A 20278-nucleotide genomic window follows, 5' to 3' on the forward strand; every position below is an offset into this window, starting at 1 on the left:
CAGGTCCGCAGGACGACGGAAGGTGAGCCCCGTGGCATCGCTGTTCGACAGGATCGCCAAGTTCGCGAAGAGCCCCCAGGGTCAGCGGGCGATCCAGCAGGCCACCCAGAAGGCCCAGCAGTTCGCCAAGGACCCCAAGAACCGGGCCAAGATCGACCAGGTCCGCGCCAAGCTGCAGGGCGGTGGCGGGAAGGGCCTGCGCTGATCAGTCCCCGTGCTGGGCGCGCAGCGCGCCCAGCACGGCGGCGTGCAGGTGGCCGTTGCTGGCCACCGCGCTGCCGCCGGCCGGCCCGGGGGCGCCGTCCACGTCGGTGAACGTGCCCCCGGCCTCCCGCACGATGACGTCCAGGGCCGCGATGTCCCACAGCGACACCTCGGGCTCGCACGCCACGTCGACGGCGCCCTCGGCCACCATCGTGTAGCTCCAGAAGTCCCCGTAGGCACGGGTGCGCCACACCGACCGGGTCAGGTCGAGGAACCCGTCGAGCCGGTCGCGCTCCTCCCAGCCCGACAGCGACGAGTAGGACAGCGACGCGTCACCCAGGGCGGTGACCCCCGAGACATGGCAGCGGGTGGCCGACTCCAGCCGGCGGCCGGTGTAGGCGCCGACGCCGGCTGCGGCCCACCAGCGGCGGCCCAGCGCCGGGGCGCTCACCATCCCGACCACCGGGGTGTCGCCGTCCAGCAGGGCGATCAGGGTGGCCCAGACCGGCACCCCCCGGACGAAGTTCTTGGTGCCGTCGATCGGGTCGACCACCCACCGGCGGGACCCGTGCCCGGTGGTGCCGAACTCCTCGCCCTGCACCGCGTCGCGGGTGCGCACCCGGGCCAGGGAGGACCGCAGCTGCTGCTCCACCGCCCGGTCGGCGTCGGTCACCGGCGTGAGGTCGGGCTTGGTGTCCACCACCAGGTCCTGGGCCCGGAACCGCTCCGTGCTGATCGCGTCGGCCTGGTCGGCCAGCACGTGGGCCAGCTGCATGTCCTCGGTCCACCCGCGCCCGGTCACTCCCGCAACCTAGCTGGCGGTGCGCGACCTAGCCTGGGCGCCGTGGGAGGCGACCCGGACGCAGCGAAGCTGGTGGGCCTGCTGGCCGACCCCGACCGGCTGGCCGTGGTCGCGGCCCTCGCGCTGGGGGCGACCGACATCGCCGGGGTGGCCGGGGCGACCGGCCTGTCGCAGACCGAGGTGGCCCTGGCCGCCCGCCGGCTGGGCCGGGGCGGGCTGGTCCGCAGGGACGGCGCCTCGCTGGCGCTGCGCGCCGAGCTGTTCGCCGCCGCGGCCCGCACGGCGGGGGAGCACCGGCCGCCCCCGGAGCCGCTCTCGCCCGACCCGGCCGCCGACGCCGTGCTGCAGGCCTTCGTCGCCGACGGGCGGTTGACCTCGATCCCGGCGCACCGGGGCAAGCGGCTGGTGGTGCTGGACCACCTGGTGCGGGTCTTCGAGCCCGGCGTGCGCTACCCCGAGCGCGAGGTGAACGCGCTGCTGGCGGTCTGGCACCCCGACACCGCGGCGCTGCGGCGCTACCTGGTCGACGAGGGGCTGCTGACCCGGTCCGACGGGGTGTACTGGCGCAGCGGCGGCACCGTCGAGGTCTGACCGGCGCCCCCCAGCAGCGCCGCCAGCCCGGCGACGGGCGAGGGCCGGTGCAGCAGGAACCCCTGGGCCAGCGAGCAGCCCAGCCCGCGCAGCAGCTCGGCCTGCTCGGCGGTCTCGACGCCCTCGGCGATGACCAGCAGGTCCAGGCCCTCGGCCAGCGCCACGACGCTGCGCACGAGCCGGGCCCGCCGGGTCGAGGTGGTCACCGTGGCGGTGAAGGTGTGGTCCAGCTTCAGGTAGTCCGCCGGCAGCGTGTCCAGGCGGGCCAGCGAGGAGTAGCCGGTGCCGAAGTCGTCGATGGCGACCTGCACGCCCAGCTGCCGCAGCGCGCGCAGCGCGGCCACCGCGACCGGCGAGTCGGCCTCCACCAGGCTCTCGGTGACCTCCAGGACGGTGGCCGCGGCCGGCCAGCCGGTGCCGGCCAGGATCCCGGCGACCACGGCCGGGAAGGCCGGGTCGCAGAACTGCTGGCCCGAGACGTTGACGGTGAGCAGCAGCTGCCGTCCGGTCGCGGCCCGCAGCGCGGCCATCTCGGCGCAGGCCTGCCGCAGCACCACCTCGCCGAGCGCGCCGACCAGGCCGTGCTGCTCGGCCAGGGGGATGAACCGGGCGGGGCTGACCGACCCGAGCACGGGGTGCTCCCACCGGGCCAGGCACTCGGCGCCGACCACCGACCCGTCGGTCAGCGAGACCACCGCCTGGTAGTGCACGGTCAGGCCGACCCGGGCGGTCCGGCCGGTGGCCAGGGCGGTGCGCAGCTCGGGGAGCAGCGGGTCGGGCTGGGCGTCGTCGAGGACCGTGCGCCGCGGGGTGGCCGACCGGGCCCGGGCGAGCGCGGCGTCGGCGCGGCGGAGCAGCCCGGCGGCGGTCTCGCCCTCGTGCAGCACGGCGACGCCCGCGGCGGTGGTCACCCGCGGCAGCGCCGCCCGCAGCTGCTCGACCACGGCGAGCGCGACCGGCCCGTCGTGGCGGGGCAGCAGCACGGCGAACTCGGCGCCGTCGCGGCGGGCCAGCAGCGCTCCCGGGGGCAGCTGCGCCGACCACCGGCGGGCCACCGTGCGCAGCAGGTCCGCCGCGGCGTCGTCCCCGGCCTCCTGCTGCACGTCGTCGAAGCCGTCGAGCTCGACCAGCACCGCAGCCAGCGGGGCCCCGGTCCGGCCGGCGACGACCAGCGCCTGGTCCAGGCCCTCGTCCAGCCCTCGGCGGTTGGCCAGCCCGGTCAGCTGGTCCACCCCGGCGCTGGAGGCCCGGTCGACGAGCACGCCGACCACCGCGGCGATGCTGACGCAGACCAGCGCCAGGATCACCGACGAGGCCACCGGCAGCTCCGAGCGGTGCGCGAGGGCGACGGTGCCGCCGGCGATGGCCAGCCCGAGGTGGGCCAGCGCGGCGGGCCAGGCGAAGTAGAAGAAGGCGTCCAGGGCCACGAACACCATGACCCCGGCGGCAGCCGTCGCGCTCGACGGGCCCGGGGCCAGCAGGGCGGCCAGGGTGATCAGCGCGGTGCCGGCGCCCACCAGCAGGTGGTAGGCCGCCCGCGGCAGCCGGCGTCCCCAGCGCAGCACGGCCGCGCCGGTGACCAGCGCGACGGCCCCGACGACCAGCAGCCCCACCGGGCCGGCGGGGTCGGGGTGGCGGCCCGGCAGCCACGGCCGCAGCGCGTCCAGCCCGGCGACGCCCACCGCCGTCCCGCCGGTGAGGTAGAGGAAACCGGTCACCGCCGCCATCACGCGCGGGGTCGCCACCGCGGGCGCCCGGAACCGGTTCTGCTGCACGGGACCGACATCGACCGGAACGAATCCGTCCTGAAGTCGGCGGGCCGGGCTCCCCCCTGCGGGGGATCAGCCGGCGGTGACCGCGGCGACCAGCCGGCGGAAGGAGGCCAGCCGGGCCGCCCGCGCCGGTGGGCCCTCCTCGGCCCACGCGTCCAGCGCGCAGTCCGGGTCGCCGTCGGTGTGCGCGCAGCCGGGCGGGCAGGCCCGTGCCACCTCCGCGAGGTCGTCGAAGGCGGCCAGCACGTCGGCGGGGTCGGTGTCGGCCAGCCCGAAGCTGCGGATGCCGGGGGTGTCGATGACCATGCCGCCGCCGGGCAGGTCCAGCAGCACCGCCGAGGACGACGTGTGCCGGCCCTTGCCCACCTTGCTGACCCCGCCGGTGGCCCGCGCCGCGTCGGGCACCAGCCGGTTCACCAGCGTGGACTTGCCCACCCCGGACTGCCCGACCAGCACCGAGACCCGGTCGGCCAGCCGCGGCGCCAGCTCGTCGAGGTCGGTCTCCCGGCTGACCGCGATCGCCTCGACCTCCAGCCCGGCGTAGCGGGCCAGCAGGTCGTCGGGGCTGCCCAGGTCGGCCTTGGTCAGGCACAGCAGGGGGGTCAGCCCACCGGAGAAGGCGGCCACCAGGCAGCGGTCCAGGAACCCGGTGTGCGGCGGCGGGTCGGTGACCGCGGTGACCACCACCAGCTGCTCGGCGTTGGCCACCACCACCCGCTCGGTCGGGTCGGTGTCGTCGGCGGTGCGCCGCAGGATCGTGGTGCGCGGCTCGATGACCACGATCCGGGCCAGGGTGTCCACCCGGCCGCTGGTGTCGCCCACGAGCCGCACCCGGTCGCCGGTGACCACGCCGTGCTTGCCCAGCTCCCGCGCGCGCATCGCGGTGACCTCGACGGGCCCGCCGTCGCCGTCCACCCGGACGGTCATCCGGCCGCGGTCGACACCGACCACCAGCCCGGGGACGGCGTCGTCGTGGCTGGGCCGGGTGCGGGTGCGGGGGCGCGACCCGCGCCGGCCGGGGCGGACCCGGACGTCGTCCTCGTCGGAGCGGCCGTCGAACTTCCTGCCCGCCATCAGGCCGCCCCCCTCAGTTGACCGCTCCTGCGTGCTCGCCGAGCAGGCCGGCCCACCGGTCGAGGAAGTCCGGGAGGGTCTTGGCCACGGTGCCCGGGTCGCGCACGACGACCCCGGGGACGGCGAGGCCGAGGACCGCGGCGGCCATGACCATGCGGTGGTCGGCGTAGGAGTCGACCTCGGCGGCCCGGCGCGGGCCGGGGGTGATGGCCAACCCGTCGGGGAGCTGGGTGACCTGCGCGCCCACCGCGGTGAGCACCTCGTCGAGGGCCTGCAGCCGGTCGGTCTCGTGGCCCCGCAGGTGGGCGATGCCGGTCAGCCGGGAGGGGCCGTCGGCCAGCGCGCACAGCGCCGCGAGCACCGGGGTCAGCTCGCCGACCTCGGACAGGTCGGCCACCAGCGGGGCGATCGTCGTCCCGCCGGTGACCTGCAGCCCGTCGGCGGTGCGCTCGACCGATGCGCCCATGACCGGCAGCAGCTGCTCGAGCTGGGCGCCGGGCTGGGTGGTGCGGTGCGGCCAGTCGCGGACGGTGACCCGGCCGCCGGTGACCAGCGCGGCGGCCAGGAACGGGGCGGCGTTGGACAGGTCGGGCTCGACGACCCGGTCGACCGCGGCCACCGGGCCCGGGGCGACCCGCCAGCCCGCGCCGGTGCGCTCGACCGCGACGCCGTGCTCGGCCAGGGTCTCCACCGTCATCTGCACGTGCGGCATCGAGGGCACCCCGCCGGCCAGCCGCAGGTCCAGGCCGTCGGTGAACCGGGCAGCGGCCAGCAGCAGCCCGCTGACCACCTGGCTGGACTCGCTGGCGTCCACGGTGACGGTGCCCCCGCGCACCGCGCCGGTGCCGTGCACGGTGAACGGTGCCCGGCCGCGGCCGTCGTCGGAGACCTGCACCCCGCAGCCGCGCAGCCCGTCCAGCAGCCCGGCGTTGGGGCGCTCGCGCAGGCGGGGGTCGCCGTCCAGGGTCACCGGGCCGTCGGCGAGGGCGGCCACCGGCGGCAGGAAGCGGAGCACGGTGCCGGCCAGGCCCGCGTCGACCGTGGCCGGTCCGCGCAGCGGGCCGGGGGTGACCAGCCAGTCGTCCCCGTCGACCTCGACGCCGACGCCGAGGGCCCGCAGGCCGGCGGCCATCAGGTCGGTGTCGCGCGCCCGCAGCGGGCGCACCAGCCGGGACGGGCCGTCGGACAGCGCGGCCAGCACCAGGGCGCGCGCGGTGATCGACTTGGACCCGGGCAGGGCCACGACGGCGTCGACCGGACCGGGCGCGGACGGCGTCGACCAGCTCTTCATGCCGCCCATCCTGCCCGGTCGACGCCCGCGCCCCTCACCGCCGGCCGGTCACCGGCTCGCGGGCAGGGTGCGCACCAGGCGCCGGTTGGCGAACTCGAACATGCCCAGCTCGGACAGCTCGCGGCCGTACCCGGAGCGCTTGACCCCGCCGAAGGGCAGCTCGGCCGATGACCCGGAGGGCTGGTTGATCCAGACCATGCCCGACTCCAGCCGGTCGGCGACCGCGCGGGCCCGCTCGACGTCCCCGGAGTAGACGACCGCGGACAGCCCGTAGGCGCTGTCGTTGGCCAGCGCGACGGCCTCGTCCTCGGTGTCGACCTTGTGCAGCACCGCGGCCGGGCCGAAGAGCTCCTCGGAGAAGGCCCGCATGCCGGGGGTGACGTCGGTGAGCAGGGTGGCGTCGACGAAGGCCCCGGGCCGGTCGGGCCGCCCGCCGCCGGCGAGCACGGTGGCGCCCTTCTCGACGGCGTCGGTGATCTGGGCGTGCAGGTCGGCGGCGGCCTTCTCGGTGGACAGCGGGCCCAGCGTCGTCGACGGGTCGGCCGGGTCGCCGGGGGTGAAGCCGCCGAAGGCCTGCTGCAGGCCGGCGACGAACTCGTCCCAGACGTCGGCCAGCACGATGATCCGCTTGGCCGCGATGCAGGCCTGGCCGGTGTTGGCCATCCGGCCCATGGTGGCCGCCTTGACCGTGCGGGCCAGGTCGGGGGTGTCCAGCACGACGAAGGGGTCGCTGCCGCCGAGCTCCAGCACCGACTTCTTCAGGTGCTTGCCGGCCAGCGCGGCGACCGAGGAGCCGGCGCGCTCGCTGCCGGTGAGCGTGACGCCCTGCACCGCGGGGTGCGCGATGACCCGCTCGGTGTCGGAGATCCGGAGGAAGACGTTGGTGTAGACGCCCTCGGGGGCGCCCGCGTCGCGGAAGAGCTCCTCGAGAGCCAGCGCGCACTGCGGCACGTTCTCGGCGTGCTTGAGCACGATGGTGTTGCCCAGGGTCAGGTTCGGGCCGGCGATCCGGACCACCTGGTAGAGCGGGTAGTTCCACGGCTCGACGGCGAAGAGCACGCCGGTGGGCTCGTTGACCACGACGGCCTCGCCCTTCATCACCTCGATGGTGCGCGGGGCGAGGAACTGCTCGGCCTTGTCGGCGTAGTACCGCAGGATGCTGGCGGCCAGCGCGACCTCGCCGGCGGCCTCCTGGATCCGCTTGCCCATCTCCTTCGTGATCAGCGCGGCCAGGGCGTCGCTGCGCTCGGTCATCAGGTCCGCGGCCCGGCCGACGACGGCGGCCCGCTCGGCCACGGTGCGCCGCCGCCAGTCCAGGAACGCGGTGTGCGCCCGGTCGACCACCGCGGTCACCTGGTCCCCGGGCAGCGCCTCGAACTCCCGCTCGGTCTCCCCGGTGAAGGGGTTGACCGTGGCGTAGGGACGGTCGGCGGTGCCGCTGTCGGTCTTCGGGTGGTCCTGCGTGCTCGTCACGTCGTCGTGCCTCTCCGGTCGCTCGTGCGGTCGGGCCCCTGCCTACCCGACGCCTCCGACGGCACACCGCTGTCCTACCCCGCACCTAGAGTCGTGGCCCAGACGGGACCGGACGACGGGAGCGAGGACGCGATGTGCGGGCGCTATGCATCCAGCCGCCGGCCGGAGGACCTGGCGGCGGACTTCGAGGCCGTCCCGGTACCGGGACAGCCGCCGCTGGGCGCCGACTGGAACGTGGCACCGACCAAGGACGTCTACGTGGTCCGGCAGGCCCGGGAGCGCGACGCCGAGGGGGCCCCGACCGGCGCCTCCCACCGCGAGCTCCGGGTGGTCCGCTGGGGCCTGGTGCCCTCCTGGGCCAAGGACGTGTCGGTCGGCAACCGCATGCTCAACGCCCGCGTCGAGTCGCTGACCAGCAAGCCGGCGTTCAGCAAGGCCGCCCGCGCCCGCCGCTGCCTGGTGCCCGCCGACGGCTGGTACGAGTGGTCCCCGCGCGAGCACGCGCCGGGCAAGCAGCCCTGGTACATCACGCCCCAGGACGGCGGGGGGCTCGCCTTCGCCGGCCTCTGGGAGGTCTGGGGGCGCGGGGAGGACCGGCTCTACTCCTGCACCGTGGTGACCGCCCCGGCGGTGGGCGCGCTGGCGACCATCCACGACCGGATGCCGCTGGTCCTGCCGCGCGAGCGCTGGGCCGACTGGCTCGACCTGGGCCGCGACGACGTCGAGGCCCTCGCCGCGCCCACCCCGCCCGAGGTGGTGGAGCAGCTGGAGATCCGCCCGGTCGGGCCCGCGGTGGGCAACGTCGCGCACGGCGGCGAGCAGCTCACCGCCCGCGTCGACCCGGTCTCCCCGCCGGCCGACCAGCCCGCGCTGTTCTGAGGTGGCCGCACCCGAGACCGTCCCCGGGGCCGACCCCGTGCAGCCGGGGTCCCGCGCGCTGCCCGGCTGGGTCGCCGCCGTGGTCACCTTCCTGTCGTCGGGGGCCGTGCTGGTGCTCGAGATCGCCGGGCTGCGGCTGATCGCCCCCTACGTCGGCATCACCCTGCAGACCAACACCGCGGTCATCGGGTTCGCCCTGGCCGCCATCGCGATCGGCGCCTGGGCCGGGGGAGCGGTCGCCGACCGCCGCGACCCGCGCGGGCTGCTGGCCCCCCTGCTCGTCGGCGGCGGGGCGCTGCTGGTCGCCGTGGTGCCGGTCGTCCGGTTCGCCGGGGCAGCGCTGACCGGGGCCGACGCCGGCAGCGTGCTGCTGCTGGCCGCCGTCGCGGTCGTCGTGCCCGCCGCCCTGCTGTCGGCGGTCCCGCCGATGGTGGTCGCGCTGCAGCTGGGCAGCCTGCGCGAGACGGGGTCGGTGGTCGGCAAGCTGTCGGGCATCGGCACCCTCGGCGGCATCGCCGCCACGTTCGGCACCGGGTTCGTGCTGGTGGCGCTGCTGCCCACCAGCACCATCCTGGTCGGCACCGGGCTGGTCGTGGTCGCCTGCGGGGTCGGCCTGTGGCTGCTGCTGCGCCGCACCGTCGGTGCCCGGCTCCCCGGCGCACTGCTGGTCGCCGCCCTGGCCGGTACCGGCCTGGCGGTGGTCGCGCCCGACCCGTGCGAGGTCGAGACCACCTACCACTGCGCCCGGGTGGTGGCCGACCCCGACCGGCCCGGCGGGCGCACGCTGGTGCTGGACACGCTGCGGCACTCCTACGTCGACCTCGACGACCCGACGTACCTGGAGTTCGCCTACGTGCAGGCCGTCGCGTCGGTCAGCGACGTCTCCGCGCCCGCCGGTGAGCCGGTGTCGGCGCTGCACGTCGGCGGTGGCGGGCTCACCGTGCCCCGCTACCTGGCCGCGGTCCGGCCGGGCAGCACCAGCCGGGTGCTGGAGGTCGACGCCGGCGTGCTGGCCCTCGACCGCGCCGAGCTCGGCCTCCGGACCGGCCCGCAGCTGCAGGTCGACGTCGGCGACGCCCGGACCGGGCTGGCCGAGGAGCCCGGCGGCACCCGGGACCTGGTGGTCGGCGACGCCTTCGGCGGGCTGGCCGTGCCCTGGCAGCTGACCACCACCGAGGCGCTGGGGCTCGTCGACCGGGCGCTGACCGACGACGGCGTCTACGCGGTCAACCTCATCGACCACGGCCCGCTGTCGTTCCTGCGCGCGGAGCTGGCCACCATGCGCGCGGTCTTCCCGCACGTCGCGCTGCTCGCCCGCGCCCCCGTCGTCGCCGGCGAGGACGGCGGCAACGTGGTCGCCGTGGCCTCGCGCCGGCCGCTGGACACCGGCGCGCTGGCCACCGCGCTGGCCGGCCGCGGGCTGGCCTGGCAGGTGGTGACCGGCGACGAGCTGACCGCCTTCGTCGGCGACGCACCCGTGCTCACCGACGACCTCGCGCCGGTCGACCAGCTGCTCACGCCCTACGGCTGAGCGGTCACCGCCCGATCGGCGCGGTGCGGGCCCGGGTCAGCGCCACCAGGTCACCCGGGGCCAGCTCCAGCTGCAGGCCCCGGCGGCCGCCGCTGACGCACACGGTCGCCAGCGCGAGCGCGGAGTCGTCCACGACCGTGGGCAGCGCCCTCCGCTGGCCCAGCGGGCTGATCCCGCCGCGCACGTAGCCGCTGCTGCGCTCGGCGTCGGCCGGGTCGGCCATCGCCGCCTTCCGGCCCCCGACGGCGGCGGCCAGGGCCTTGAGGTCCAGCTGCCCGGACACCGGCACGACGGCCACCACCAGGGCGCCGTCCACCCGGGCCACCAGCGTCTTGAACACCGTCGCCGGGTCCTGGCCGAGCGCCGCCACCGCGGCCTCGCCGTAGCCCACGCCGTCCTCGTGGTCGTCGGCGTCGTAGCTGCGCAGCTCGAACCGGACACCTGCCCGCTCCAGCACCCGCACCGCGGGGGTCGCCGCCATGTGCCCGAGCCTAGGGGGAACAACGCGGGCGGCCGCGGCGCTGCAGGGACCGTGACCAGTGCAGCCGTCCCGACCCGGGCCCGCCCGCGCGCCTGCGCGGCCGTGCCCCTGGCGACCCGTCGTCCGCCCGGCCGCGCCACGACGGCGCGACTAGCATCGAGCGACGTGGTGTCCCGTCTGCGGTCGCCGCAGAGAGGACGGTCGGTGCCCGACGACAGCACGCAGCAGACCCCGGAGCAGCAGACCGCCGGCCCGCAGGTCGTGGAGACCCCCGAGCCCCGCGCCGACGGCAGCCGCACCGAGCAGGCCGAGACGCGCGCCCAGCGCGACGCCCGCTTCGAGCGCGACGCCCTGCCCTTCCTGGACCAGCTGTACCCGGCGGCGCTGCGCATGACCCGGAACCCGGCCGACGCCGAGGACCTGGTGCAGGAGACGTTCGTGAAGGCCTACTCGGCCTTCCACCAGTTCGCCGAGGGCACCAACCTCAAGGCCTGGCTGTACCGGATCCTGACCAACACCTATATCAACAACTACCGCAAGAAGCAGCGGCAGCCGCAGCAGTACCCGACCGACCAGGTGCAGGACTGGCAGCTGTTCGCCGCCGAGGAGCACAGCTCCAGCGGTCTGCGGTCGGCGGAGATGGAGGCCCTGGACCACCTCCCCGACACCGACATCAAGGAAGCGCTGCAGCAGCTGCCGGAGGACTTCCGGCTGGCGGTGTACCTCGCCGACGTCGAGGGCTTCGCCTACAAGGAGATCGCCGAGATCATGGGTACGCCCATCGGCACGGTGATGTCCCGGCTGCACCGCGGTCGGCGCGGGCTGCAGAAGCTGCTCGCCGACTACGCCCGGGAGCGCGGGTTCGCCCGTGCCGGGGCCGGAGAGGAGGGGACGTCGTGACCGACGCACCCAGCGAGCGCAGCGACGTGCAGATCAGCAGCTGCGACGACGTGCTCAGCCACGTGTTCGAGTTCCTGGACCACGAGACCGGCGACGAGCGCCGCGCGGTGATCGCTGAGCACCTCGACGAGTGCGCTCCGTGCCTGCGCGAGTTCGGCATCGAGCAGGAGTTCAAGGCGCTGGTCCGGCGCCGCTGCGGCGGTGACCCCACGCCGATGGGTCTCAAGGACCGGATCAAGCTGCAGCTGACCCAGGTGTCGTTCGAGGAGGACGGCACGACCGTCTCGGTCGAGCGGGTGACCGTGGAGCGCACCGCCGACTGACCGGCGGGCTACGGCGCGGGCCCGGCAGGGCCCGCGCCGCGCGGCTCAGGCGTTGGGCCGCTTGCCGTGGTTGGCGCCGTTCTTCTTGCGGGCGCGCCGCTTGCGTCCACGCTTGGACATCGCTGCCCTCCTCTCCTCGTGCCGGGTCCGAGCTCCTCGGGCCCCGGCCGTCCAGGGTCTCACGACCGGGCAGCGGCCTGCCCGCCGCGCCGCGGCGGGCACGGTGCGCCCGGTCGTGGCAGGGTCGACAGGACGGCGCGGGGGGCGCGCCGGGACGGGGGAGACGTGGCCGACACGGGCGGGACCGGCATCGGCAGCGTGCTGGTCGCCGGGCGCGGACCGGTGGCCTGCGGCGTCATCCGCGCCGCCGGGGCGCTGGGCGTGAAGACCGTGGCCGTGCACTCCTCCAGCGAGGCCGGGGCCCGGCACGTCCGGCTCGCCGACGAGGCGGTGCTGCTGGGCCCGTCGCCGGCCGCGGAGTCCTACCTGTCGGTCCCGCGGCTGGTGGAGGCGGCCCGCCGCAGCGGCGTGGACGCGGTGCTCGCCGTCCCCCCGGCGCTGGCCGGCAACGCCGAGCTGGCCGCGACGGTGGTCAAGGTCGGGCTCACCTGGGTGGGTCCGCCGGCGGCCGTGCTGGAGCGGCTCGGCGGCGACGGCGTGGAGCCGGCGAGCGCGCAGGGCTTCCTGGCCGTGGTCACCCCCGGTGGCCTGCGGCACGTGACGCCGGTGCGGCGCGACCGCGACGCCGGCACCGCCCGGGTCTCCTGGACCCCGCCCGGCTGGCCCGGCGACGGCGGACCGGTGCTGCCGCGGGCGGCGCAGCGGCTCCCCGACCTGGGGTGGCGGGGCCCGGTCACGGTGGGCATCGACCCCGACGGCGAGCTGGCCGAGGTGGCCGCGGGCTTCTCCCTGGACCTGGGCGTGCTGGAGCGGGCCCACGGCGTGGACGCCGTCGACCTCGCGCTGCGCTGCGCCACCGGGCGGCTGGGCCCCGAGCCGCGGCCGGCCCCCCGCCCCGCGCTCGCCGCGCAGCTGCGGGCCACCCTGCCGCCGGGGACGGCGGGCCGGGTGAGCGGCCGGCTGCCCGACGTCGACGGGCCCGCCGGGGCCGACGTCCGCGCGGTCGGCGGCTACGCACCGGGGGACCGCCTCGACGGCTGGTACGACGCGCTGCTGGCCACGGTCAGCGCCGGCGGGCCGGACCTGGCCACCGCGGCCGGCCGCGCCGCCGACGTCCTCACCGGGCTGCCCGAGACCGGTGTGCCGCACGACGGGGCGGCCGTCTGCCAGGTGCTTCACCGCCTCGCCGCCGGCTGACCGCGGGCCCGGCCCGGGCAGGGGCGAGGTGGTTGGATGACCACCGTCAACCGTTCAGCAGGAGGAGGAGCGCCGGTGGCGGTCGAGGAGATCCACGCCGAGATGGTCTCCAGCGTCTGGAAGGTCCTGGTGGCCCCCGGCGCAGAGGTGGCCGCCGGCGACACGCTGGTCATCCTGGAGTCGATGAAGATGGAGATCCCGGTGCTCACCGAGCGCGCGGGCACCGTCGCCGAGCTGCACGTCGTGGAGGGCGAGGTCCTCCAGGAGGGCGACCTCATCGCCACCGTCACCAGCTGACGCAGCCCGTGACCCAGCCGCGCAGCAGCCTGTCCGACCGGCTCTCGCGCGCCCCCGCGGTCAGCCCCTCCCAGGCCGACCACGCCCGCCGGCTGGTGGCCGACTGGCAGCTGCTGGCCGACCTGTCCTTCGCCGACCTCACCCTGTGGGTGCCGCTGGCCGGTGGCGCCTGGTGGTGCGTGGCGCAGGTCCGCCCGCTCACCGCGCCCACCACGCAGCCCGAGGACCTGGTCGGCGTCGAGCTGACCGGCGCCGACGCCGCCTCCTTCGTGCAGGTGCACCAGGGCGGCGAGCCGGTGGTCGAGGAGCCCGACGGCACCGGCAACGCCCCGCGCAGCCGGGAGGTGCTCCCGGTCCGCCACGAGGGCGCCGTCGTCGCCGTCCTGGCGCGGGACCGCCGGCTGTCGGCCACCCGGCCGCCGTCGCAGCTGGAGCTGACCTACCTCGACATCGCCGCCGAGCTCGGCGCGATGGTCTCGGCCGGGACCTTCCCGCCCCGGATGCTCGAGGACGCCGAGATGAGCCCCCGGGTGGGCGACGGGCTGGTGCGGCTGGACGGCGCCGGCCGGGCGGTCTACGCCAGCCCGAACGCGTTGTCGGCCTACCGCCGGATGGGCCTGACCGGTGACGTCGTCGGGGCCGACCTGGCCGAGCTGACCCGGCGGGCGGCCACCGACCGGGTCACCGGCGAGGTGGTGGCCGCGCACATCTCCGCCGCCGTGTCCGGCCGGTTCCCCGACCCGCTCGACGTCGAGGGCGAGGCGGCCACCCTGCTGGTGCGTGCGCTGCCCCTGCAGGCCCCCGGCGGCGAGCACGGCGCGCTGGTGCTGGTCCGCGACGTCACCGACGTGCGCCGCCGCGACCGGGCGCTGATGACCAAGGACGCCACCATCCGGGAGATCCACCACCGGGTGAAGAACAACCTGCAGACGGTGGCCGCGCTGCTGCGGCTGCAGGCCCGCCGGGTGTCCGAGCCGGCGGCCCGCGAGGCGCTGCTGGAGTCGGTGCGGCGGGTCGCCTCGATCGCCGTCGTGCACGACACCCTGGCCGGCAGCCGCGAGGACGTCGTGGACGTCGACGACGTGCTGGACCAGGTGCTGCCCATGCTCGGCGACGTGGCGTCGGTCGGGCCGGCCGCGCGAATCACCCGGGTGGGCCGCTTCGGCGAGCTCCCGGCGGCCAGCGCCACCCCGTTGGTGATGGCGGTGACCGAGCTGCTGCACAACGCCGTCGAGCACGCCTTCCCCGAGGGGGTGCCCGGCCGGGTCGAGCTCACCGCCCGGCGCGACGGCCACGACCTGCTGGTGACCATCGCCGACGACGGCAGCGGCCTGCCACCGGGCTTCGACGTGCGGGCCAGCAAGGGGCTGGGCCTGCAGATCGTGCGCACCCTGGTCACCAGCGAGCTGCACGGCCGGCTGGAGATCACCGCGCCGGACACCGGACCGGGGACGGTCGCCGTCCTCACGCTGCCCGGGGCCGGCCGCGCCCGCCGCTGACGGGCCCACCGACGACGGGAGCCGGTCACCTCGGACGAGGTGACCGGCTCCCGGTGGTGCCGTGCGGCGTCAGGCGGTGCGGACGCGGGCGCGCTGGGTGCGGCGCTTGAGCGCGCGGCGCTCGTCCTCGCTCAGCCCGCCCCAGACACCGGAGTCCTGACCCGAGGTCAGCGCCCACTCGAGGCAGGACTGCACGACCGGGCAGCGCTGGCACACGGCCTTGGCCTGCTCGATCTGGGTGACCGCGGGCCCGGTGGTCCCGATGGGGAAGAAGAGCTCGGGGTCTTCGTCCCGGCAGAGGGCGCGGTGGCGCCAGTCCATGTCGGTGTGCTCCTCGGTGTCGTCTACGGTGTGCCCGCACCCGTGGCCCGGTCGGCGACCGGGCCTGGTCTGCCGACGTCGTCCTTGTCCGGTGTCGGCGGCACCCCGCACGCTGGTGTTACCAGCGGGTTGCGTTCGTGGTCGATCGTTTCACGCGCTGAGGGTCTGTCAAGCGGTTCACCCGCCTGCCGTCGCCCCGTATGAGCAACCTCACCACGCTCCTAGCAGAACCGCCACCGTTGCGGGTGACCGGGTCCCCGTCACCCTCCCGGGGGTAGCTGGCAGCGACCTGGCGACCCGGTGGGGAACCGCTCAGACGACGACGTCGAGCGCCGAGGGCACGCTGCGCACCCGCAGCCCGGTCGCGGGCCCCAGGTGGTCGCCGTCCAGCTGCCACTCCAGCGGCCTGGTCGAGGTGATCTCCAGCTCCGCGCGGTCGTGCAGCCGGTGCACGCCGCGGCCCCGGGCGTCCGGGCGCTCGGCCATCGTGGCGCGCAGGTGGCGCAGCATGGCCAGCGGGCCGAGCCGGCCCATGGCGAAGGCCGCCAGCCCGTTCTCGAACCCGGCCTCCGGGCTCGGCACGATCGGCCGGTCGCCGAGGTAGGTCCAGGGGTTGACGTTGGACACCAGGCACAGGAACAGCCGCTCCAGCGGTTGCTCACCGGGCACCCGCAGCGTCATCGAGGGGTGCCGGCGGTCGTGGCCGAGCAGGAAGGTGCGGAAGCCGGCGCGCACGTAGAGCCGCCCGCTGGACCGGCGGCCGCGGGCGCGCTGCTCCTCCACGAGGCGGATGACCTCGGCGTCGAAGCCGAGCCCGGCGGAGAACACGAACCACCGCGGCGGGGTCCAGCCCGGGCCCCAGGCGATGTCGGTGCCGGTGTCGACCAGCGCGCTGGCGGTGCCCAGCGACACCCGCCGGGTGCGGCCGGCGCGCAGCGAGTCCAGGATCTCCGCGGTGGCCTCGACCGGGTCGCGGGAGCGCCCCAGGGCCCGGGAGAAGACGTTGGTCGACCCGCCGGGGACGACGGCCAGGGTGGGCACGTGCGCGCCCGGCCCGTCGGCCAGCAACCCGTCCACGGTCTCGTTCACCGTGCCGTCCCCGCCCAGGGTGACCACGACGTCGACGCCGTCGACGGCGGCCTGCCGGCCCAGCTCCCGGGCGTGGCCGCGGTGGGTGGTCTCGGCGACGTCGACCTTGAGGTCGGTGGACAGTGCGCGGACGAGCACCTCGCGCACCTTGGCGGTGGTGGTCGTCGCCGCCGGGTTGGTCACCAGGAGTGCGCGCACGACCTCGACAGTAGCCAGCGGGGCGGGCGGCCCCGTCGTCCGCTCCGCGGTCCACGTAGCCTCGGGACCGTGGCAGCAGGACCCGAGCACCCCGGTCGGCGCGGCTGGGCCGAGCGGCTGCTCGGCGGATCCGCCTCGCGCACCGCACCGGCCGCCCCGCGCCGCACCGCACGGGCCCCGCGCTCCCTGCGGCTGGCCGCGCTGCTGGTCGGGGTCGAGGCCCTGGGGCTGGTGGGCGTGGCCGGCACGGTGCTCTGGCTGACCCTCACCGGCAGCCCCGACAGCACCGGCCGGGCGTTGGCCGAGGTCGTCTACGTGCTGATCGGCGCGGCCGCGCTCGCGGCGGGTGCGGTCGGCCTGCACCGGGTCGCCGGCTGGGCGCGCGGCCCGGTCGTCGTCCTGCAGCTGCTGCTGGGCCTGCTCGGCTACGTCACCGCCTTCGGCGGCGGGCAGCCGGTGGCGGGGGTGGCCCTGCTGGCCTGCGTGGCCGGCGTGCTGTGGTTCCTGGCCACCCCCGAGGCCCGGCTGGCCTACACGGAGAGGTGACCGTCAGACCAGGTCGATGACGTCGGCGATGGAGTCCACGACCCGGCCGGGCCGGAAGGGGAACCGGGTGACGTCCTCGGCCCGGGTGGAGCCGGTGAGCACCAGCACGGTGTCCAGGCCGGCCTCGATGCCCGCGACGATGTCGGTGTCCATGCGGTCGCCGACCATCGTGGTGGACTCGGAGTGCCCGTCGATCCGGTTGAGCGCCGAGCGGAACATCATCGGGTTGGGCTTGCCGACGAAGTAGGGCTCGGCCCCGGTGGCCTTGGTGATCAGCGCCGCGACCGAGCCGGTGGCCGGCAGGGAGCCCTCGGCCGAGGGGCCGGTGGCGTCGGGGTTGGTGGCGATGAACCGGGCGCCGTCCTCGACCAGCCGGATGGCCCGGGTGATGGCCTCGAAGCTGTAGGTGCGGGTCTCCCCGAGCACCACGTAGTCGGGCTCGGTGTCGGTGATGGTGTAGCCGGCCTCGTGCAGCGCGGTGGTCAGCCCCGCCTCCCCGATGACGTAGGCCGAGCCGCCGGGCAGCTGCGCGGCCAGGAAGTCCGCGGTGGCCAGCGCCGAGGTCCAGATGGCCTCCTCGGGCACGTGCAGACTGGAGCGCTGCAGCCGGGCGGCGAGGTCGCGCGGGGTGAAGATCGAGTTGTTGGTGAGCACCAGGAAGCGGCGCTCGCGGTCGACCAGCCGCTGCAGGAAGTCCGCGGCGCCGGGCAGCGCCTGTCCCTCGTGCACCAGCACGCCGTCCATGTCGGTCAGCCAGCACTCGCTGGGCCCGCGGTCGGTCATCTCGTCCTCTCCTGGGCGAACTGCGCGAGGGCCGCGTCGGTCAGCCGGAAGACCGACCAGCCCTCCTGCGGACGGGCACCGGCGGCCCGGTAGAACTCGATGGACGGGGTGTTCCAGTCCAGCACCGACCACTCCAGCCGGGCGTAGCCGCGCTCGACGCAGATCGCGGCCAGGGTGCGCAGCAGCTCGCGGCCCAGGCCCGTGCCGCGGTGCGCGGGGGAGACGTAGAGGTCCTCGAGGTACACCCCGTGGGTGCCGCGCCAGGTGGAGAAGTTGCGGAACCACAGCGCGAACCCGACGACGGTGCCCCCGGCGTCGCAGGCCACGTGGCCGAACAGCGCCGGCGCCGGCCCGAACAGCGCGTCGTGCAGCTGCTCCCGGGTCATCCGCGCCTCGTCGAGGCTCTTCTCGTAGTCGGCGAGCTCGCGGACCAGCGCGACCACGGCGTCGACGTCCGCGGGGGTGACCGGGCGGATCACGACAGCAGCTCCTTGGCCCGGGCGGGGACCAGCCGGCCCAGCGGGGAGACCAGCGGCACGAGCAGCGGGGAGAACAGGTAGCCGTAGGCGACCAGGCAGAACGTCAGCACCGGCACGGTGGCCAGCCCCACGATGATCAGCACGGCGGCGGTGACCAGGCCGTAGGGACGGCGGCTCTTCGGGCTCACCAGCGACCGGAAGGACCGCCAGCGGATGTTGGAGACCATCAGCAGCCCCGGGACGACGACCACCAGCAGCACCCACAGCCGGTCCCGGCCCTCGAGGACGTCGGAGAAGGCGAACACGCTGGCCATCACCACCCCGGCCGCGCCGGGGGAGGGCAGGCCGACGAAGAAGCGCTTGTCGGCTGTCGGGTCGATGGTGACGTTGAAGCGGGCCAGCCGGATGGCCGCGCAGGCCACCCAGATGAAGCAGGCGATCCAGCCCAGCGGGTCGAAGCCGTCGCGGCCGGCGGAGAACAGCGCGAAGGTCAGCAGCGACGGGGCCAGGCCGAAGGAGACCAGGTCGGCCAGGGAGTCGAACTGCAGGCCGAACGGCGAGACCGCGCCGACCAGCCGGGCGACCGCGCCGTCGGCGATGTCCAGGACCACCGAGGCGCCGATGAGCACGCAGGCCAGGCCGTACTGGCCGCGGAAGGAGACCAGGATCGCGGCGAAGCCGCAGAGCATGTTCCCCAGCGTGAACAGGCTGGGCAGCCAGGACCGCGCGCGGCTGCGCCCGCGCCGGGAGGAGGCCCGGACGAACTCCACGGTCTGGTTGCGCCGGTTGGCCGGTCGGGTCACGACCGGCTCCCCGGGCCGAAGCGGGCGATCACGCTCTCCCCGCCCCGCACGCGCTGGCCCTTGCGCACCACGAGGGTGGCGTCGGCGGGCAGGAAGACGTCCATCCGGGAGCCGAACTTCATCAGCCCCATCCGCTCGCCGGTGGCCAGCTGAGCGCCCGCGGAGGTGCGGGTGACGATCCGGCGGGCCAGCACGCCGACCAGCTGCCGGAACACCACGGTGCGGTCGCCGTCGGCCAGCCAGATCTCGCTGCGCTCGTTGCGGTGCGCGCTCTCGGCCCGGTAGGCGGCCAGGAAGCTGCCGGGGGTGTAGCTGGTGCTGGTCACCGTGCCGCGGTAGGGCGAGCGGTTGACGTGCACGTCGACGACGGACAGGAAGATGCTCACCTGCTGCCAGCCGCCCTCGGGTGCCGGCTCGGGGCCCACGCCGTCCTGCGCGGGCCCGGCGACCATGACCATGCCGTCGGCGGGGGACAGCACGTCGTCCGGGCCGGGCGGGGCGGTGTCGCAGGCCCGCTGCGGGTCGCGGAAGAACAGCGCCATGTAGGCCGACAGGCCGAGCAGGGGCCAGGCGGCCGCCCGGGGCGCACGCCGCCCGGTCAGGCGGCCGAGGAGGCCGAGCGCCACGGCGGGGGCCAGGGGGCCGGTGATGAAGGGCCAGCCGGCCCGGTCGATGCGCATCGTGGCCCGAGGCTACCGGGCACGACGACGCCGGGCCGACCCCGAAGGGACGACCCGGCGTCGGGGGTGGTGCACCGTCAGGCGGCGGCCTTCGTCTCCCAGAAGATCTTGTCGATCTCGGCGATGTAGTCCAGCAGCTTCTGGCCCTCGGCGGGGTCGACCGACTGCTTGGCGCCGGAGGCACCGGCCTGCTTGGTGGCCTTGTTGAACAGCTCGTGCAGCTGCGGGTACTTCTCGAAGTGCGGGGGCTTGAAGTAGTCGGTCCACAGCACCCACAGGTGGTGCTTGACCAGGTCGGCGCGCTGCTCCTTGATGATCAGCGCACGCGTCTTGAAGACCTCGTCGTCGCTGCCCTGGTACTTCTCCTGCAGGGCCTTCACCGACTCGGCCTCGATGCGGGCCTGGGCGGGGTCGTACACGCCGCAGGGGAGGTCGCAGTGCGCGGTGGCCTCCACGGCGGAGAACAGGCGGGTGAGCCGCATGGGATGTCCTCGCAAAGATCGTGGGAGTGGGTCGTCTGCGACCCTACTCGCGGTGATCAGGGGCGACATGTCGGGACGAGGGCCGGTGGGCGGGGTGCCCGCGCTGCCCTCGCGCTGGGCGTTGGCCCGGGTCAGCGGGCCGTCGATGTCGCCCACGGTCAAGCACGGCGACCGGCTGCTGGTGGCCCGCGCCGACCGCGCACACCCCGGGGACGTGGTGCTCGCGCGGTTCCCTGCCCGGCCCGAGCTGCTGGTGGTCAAGCGGGTGGTCCGCGAGGTGGAGGGCGGCTGGTGGGTCGAGGGCGACAGCCCGTTCGTCGCCGACGACAGCCGGGCCTTCGGGCCGGCCACGGTGGTCGGGCGGGTCCTGCTGCGGCTCTGGCCGCGGCCGGGCAGGTTGCCCAGATCACGTCCCTGAGCCGGTTCGGGCCCGCCCGGGCTGCCCTACGCTCCGGTGTCCATG

Annotated in this window: 25 protein-coding genes; 11 read left to right on the forward strand and 14 right to left on the reverse strand. The window is 75.8% G+C overall.

The genetic code is table 11. The features are described from left to right. Positions 1-31: 31 nt before the first annotated feature. Positions 32-205 carry a hypothetical protein gene (locus BLT39_RS22520; protein ID WP_165640291.1) on the forward strand — a complete coding sequence of 58 codons (174 nt, stop codon included), beginning with the start codon at positions 32-34 and terminating at the stop codon, positions 203-205. Here BLT39_RS22520 and hisN read toward each other — a convergent pair whose 3' ends face one another. Beyond that, positions 206-1006, reverse strand: a complete 801-nt coding sequence (hisN, locus tag BLT39_RS15755; RefSeq protein WP_341349871.1) for a histidinol-phosphatase — start codon at positions 1004-1006, stop codon at positions 206-208. Positions 1007-1048: 42 nt separating this feature from the next. Between hisN and BLT39_RS15760 the strand changes: the two genes are divergently transcribed. After that, positions 1049-1597: a DUF2087 domain-containing protein gene (locus BLT39_RS15760; protein WP_207508049.1), complete on the forward strand. Its 549-nt coding sequence runs from the start codon at positions 1049-1051 to the stop codon at positions 1595-1597. Here the strand turns inward: BLT39_RS15760 and BLT39_RS15765 are convergent. The 4 genes from BLT39_RS15765 to BLT39_RS15780 all read right to left on the reverse strand — a co-directional run bounded on the left by BLT39_RS15765 (position 1522) and on the right by BLT39_RS15780 (position 7207). Further along, positions 1522-3372 carry a putative bifunctional diguanylate cyclase/phosphodiesterase gene (locus BLT39_RS15765; RefSeq protein ID WP_091065539.1) on the reverse strand — a complete coding sequence of 617 codons (1851 nt, stop codon included), beginning with the start codon at positions 3370-3372 and terminating at the stop codon, positions 1522-1524. The two genes, BLT39_RS15760 and BLT39_RS15765, sit on opposite strands and share 76 nt — an antisense overlap. Before the next feature lie 66 nt (positions 3373-3438). Next, positions 3439-4443 (reverse strand): ribosome small subunit-dependent GTPase A, encoded by a 1005-nt coding sequence (gene rsgA / locus BLT39_RS15770; protein ID WP_091065542.1) that lies wholly within the window; start codon positions 4441-4443, stop codon positions 3439-3441. Between the two features lie 13 nt (positions 4444-4456). Then, positions 4457-5734, reverse strand: a complete 1278-nt coding sequence (gene aroA, locus BLT39_RS15775; protein ID WP_242658469.1) for a 3-phosphoshikimate 1-carboxyvinyltransferase — start codon at positions 5732-5734, stop codon at positions 4457-4459. A gap of 48 nt (positions 5735-5782) precedes the next feature. Beyond that, positions 5783-7207: an NAD-dependent succinate-semialdehyde dehydrogenase gene (locus BLT39_RS15780; RefSeq protein ID WP_091065550.1), complete on the reverse strand. Its 1425-nt coding sequence runs from the start codon at positions 7205-7207 to the stop codon at positions 5783-5785. A gap of 93 nt (positions 7208-7300) precedes the next feature. Between BLT39_RS15780 and BLT39_RS15785 the strand changes: the two genes are divergently transcribed. Together BLT39_RS15785 and BLT39_RS15790 are read left to right on the forward strand one after the other, a co-directional pair. Beyond that, positions 7301-8086 (forward strand): SOS response-associated peptidase, encoded by a 786-nt coding sequence (locus BLT39_RS15785; RefSeq protein WP_242658470.1) that lies wholly within the window; start codon positions 7301-7303, stop codon positions 8084-8086. 1 nt (position 8087) lies between these two features. Then, complete coding sequence (locus BLT39_RS15790) at positions 8088-9617, forward strand: fused MFS/spermidine synthase (protein WP_091065558.1); 1530 nt, start codon at positions 8088-8090, stop codon at positions 9615-9617. Positions 9618-9621: 4 nt separating this feature from the next. Here BLT39_RS15790 and ybaK read toward each other — a convergent pair whose 3' ends face one another. Further along, a complete protein-coding gene (gene ybaK / locus BLT39_RS15795; protein ID WP_091065561.1) occupies positions 9622-10098 on the reverse strand; it encodes a Cys-tRNA(Pro) deacylase in 477 nt (158 codons plus the stop codon). A 204-nt stretch (positions 10099-10302) separates the two neighbouring features. Here ybaK and BLT39_RS15800 point away from each other — a divergent pair, with 204 nt between their 5' ends. After that, the gene (locus BLT39_RS15800; RefSeq protein WP_278246999.1) at positions 10303-10998 is read left to right on the forward strand and encodes a sigma-70 family RNA polymerase sigma factor; all 696 of its coding nucleotides are present in this window, start codon (positions 10303-10305) and stop codon (positions 10996-10998) included. Next, the gene (gene rsrA, locus BLT39_RS15805; RefSeq protein WP_207508051.1) at positions 10995-11321 is read left to right on the forward strand and encodes a mycothiol system anti-sigma-R factor; all 327 of its coding nucleotides are present in this window, start codon (positions 10995-10997) and stop codon (positions 11319-11321) included. The genes BLT39_RS15800 and rsrA overlap by 4 nt, the downstream gene beginning before the upstream one ends. A 45-nt stretch (positions 11322-11366) precedes the next feature. Here rsrA and BLT39_RS23530 read toward each other — a convergent pair whose 3' ends face one another. Further along, a complete protein-coding gene (locus tag BLT39_RS23530; RefSeq protein ID WP_369299104.1) occupies positions 11367-11441 on the reverse strand; it encodes a 50S ribosomal protein bL37 in 75 nt (24 codons plus the stop codon). A 165-nt stretch (positions 11442-11606) separates the two neighbouring features. Here BLT39_RS23530 and BLT39_RS15810 point away from each other — a divergent pair, with 165 nt between their 5' ends. The 3 genes from BLT39_RS15810 to BLT39_RS15820 are packed head-to-tail and all read left to right on the forward strand — an operon-like array spanning position 11607 to position 14434. Further along, on the forward strand, positions 11607-12638 hold the full coding sequence (locus tag BLT39_RS15810) for a biotin carboxylase N-terminal domain-containing protein (protein ID WP_091065567.1): 1032 nt from the start codon (positions 11607-11609) through the stop codon (positions 12636-12638). Between the two features lie 36 nt (positions 12639-12674). Then, positions 12675-12935, forward strand: a complete 261-nt coding sequence (locus BLT39_RS15815; protein ID WP_091065570.1) for a biotin/lipoyl-binding carrier protein — start codon at positions 12675-12677, stop codon at positions 12933-12935. Positions 12936-12943: 8 nt separating this feature from the next. After that, a complete protein-coding gene (locus BLT39_RS15820) occupies positions 12944-14434 on the forward strand; it encodes a sensor histidine kinase (RefSeq protein ID WP_091065574.1) in 1491 nt (496 codons plus the stop codon). 69 nt (positions 14435-14503) lie between these two features. On the opposite strand, the gene BLT39_RS15825 is transcribed toward BLT39_RS15820, so the two are convergent. Together BLT39_RS15825 and BLT39_RS15830 are read right to left on the reverse strand one after the other, a co-directional pair. Further along, positions 14504-14755, reverse strand: a complete 252-nt coding sequence (locus tag BLT39_RS15825) for a WhiB family transcriptional regulator (protein WP_091065577.1) — start codon at positions 14753-14755, stop codon at positions 14504-14506. A gap of 312 nt (positions 14756-15067) precedes the next feature. Next, entirely contained in the window at positions 15068-16042 is a 975-nt protein-coding gene (locus tag BLT39_RS15830; protein ID WP_091065580.1) for a diacylglycerol/lipid kinase family protein, read from the reverse strand. Between the two features lie 69 nt (positions 16043-16111). Here BLT39_RS15830 and BLT39_RS22525 point away from each other — a divergent pair, with 69 nt between their 5' ends. Beyond that, positions 16112-16588, forward strand: a complete 477-nt coding sequence (locus tag BLT39_RS22525) for a hypothetical protein (RefSeq protein WP_165640292.1) — start codon at positions 16112-16114, stop codon at positions 16586-16588. Positions 16589-16591: 3 nt separating this feature from the next. On the opposite strand, the gene BLT39_RS15840 is transcribed toward BLT39_RS22525, so the two are convergent. The 5 genes from BLT39_RS15840 to sodN all read right to left on the reverse strand — a co-directional run bounded on the left by BLT39_RS15840 (position 16592) and on the right by sodN (position 19815). After that, positions 16592-17371 (reverse strand): HAD-IIA family hydrolase, encoded by a 780-nt coding sequence (locus tag BLT39_RS15840; RefSeq protein ID WP_091065584.1) that lies wholly within the window; start codon positions 17369-17371, stop codon positions 16592-16594. After that, positions 17368-17850, reverse strand: coding sequence for a GNAT family N-acetyltransferase (locus BLT39_RS15845; protein WP_091065587.1), 483 nt, complete (start codon positions 17848-17850; stop codon positions 17368-17370). Before BLT39_RS15845 ends, BLT39_RS15840 begins: the two co-directional genes overlap by 4 nt. Continuing rightward, positions 17847-18653, reverse strand: coding sequence for a CDP-diacylglycerol--serine O-phosphatidyltransferase (pssA, locus tag BLT39_RS15850; protein WP_091065591.1), 807 nt, complete (start codon positions 18651-18653; stop codon positions 17847-17849). The genes BLT39_RS15845 and pssA overlap by 4 nt, the downstream gene beginning before the upstream one ends. Beyond that, positions 18650-19333 carry a phosphatidylserine decarboxylase gene (locus BLT39_RS15855; protein WP_091065594.1) on the reverse strand — a complete coding sequence of 228 codons (684 nt, stop codon included), beginning with the start codon at positions 19331-19333 and terminating at the stop codon, positions 18650-18652. Before BLT39_RS15855 ends, pssA begins: the two co-directional genes overlap by 4 nt. Positions 19334-19410: 77 nt before the next feature. Next, positions 19411-19815 carry a superoxide dismutase, Ni gene (sodN, locus tag BLT39_RS15860; protein ID WP_091065598.1) on the reverse strand — a complete coding sequence of 135 codons (405 nt, stop codon included), beginning with the start codon at positions 19813-19815 and terminating at the stop codon, positions 19411-19413. 52 nt (positions 19816-19867) lie between these two features. On the opposite strand from sodN, the gene BLT39_RS15865 reads away from it, so the two are divergent. Next, positions 19868-20233 (forward strand): S26 family signal peptidase, encoded by a 366-nt coding sequence (locus BLT39_RS15865; protein WP_242658471.1) that lies wholly within the window; start codon positions 19868-19870, stop codon positions 20231-20233. Positions 20234-20278 lie beyond the last annotated feature (45 nt).

Origin of the sequence: Klenkia brasiliensis (genome assembly GCF_900100695.1) — a bacterium.
GTDB lineage: Bacteria > Actinomycetota > Actinomycetes > Mycobacteriales > Geodermatophilaceae > Klenkia > Klenkia brasiliensis.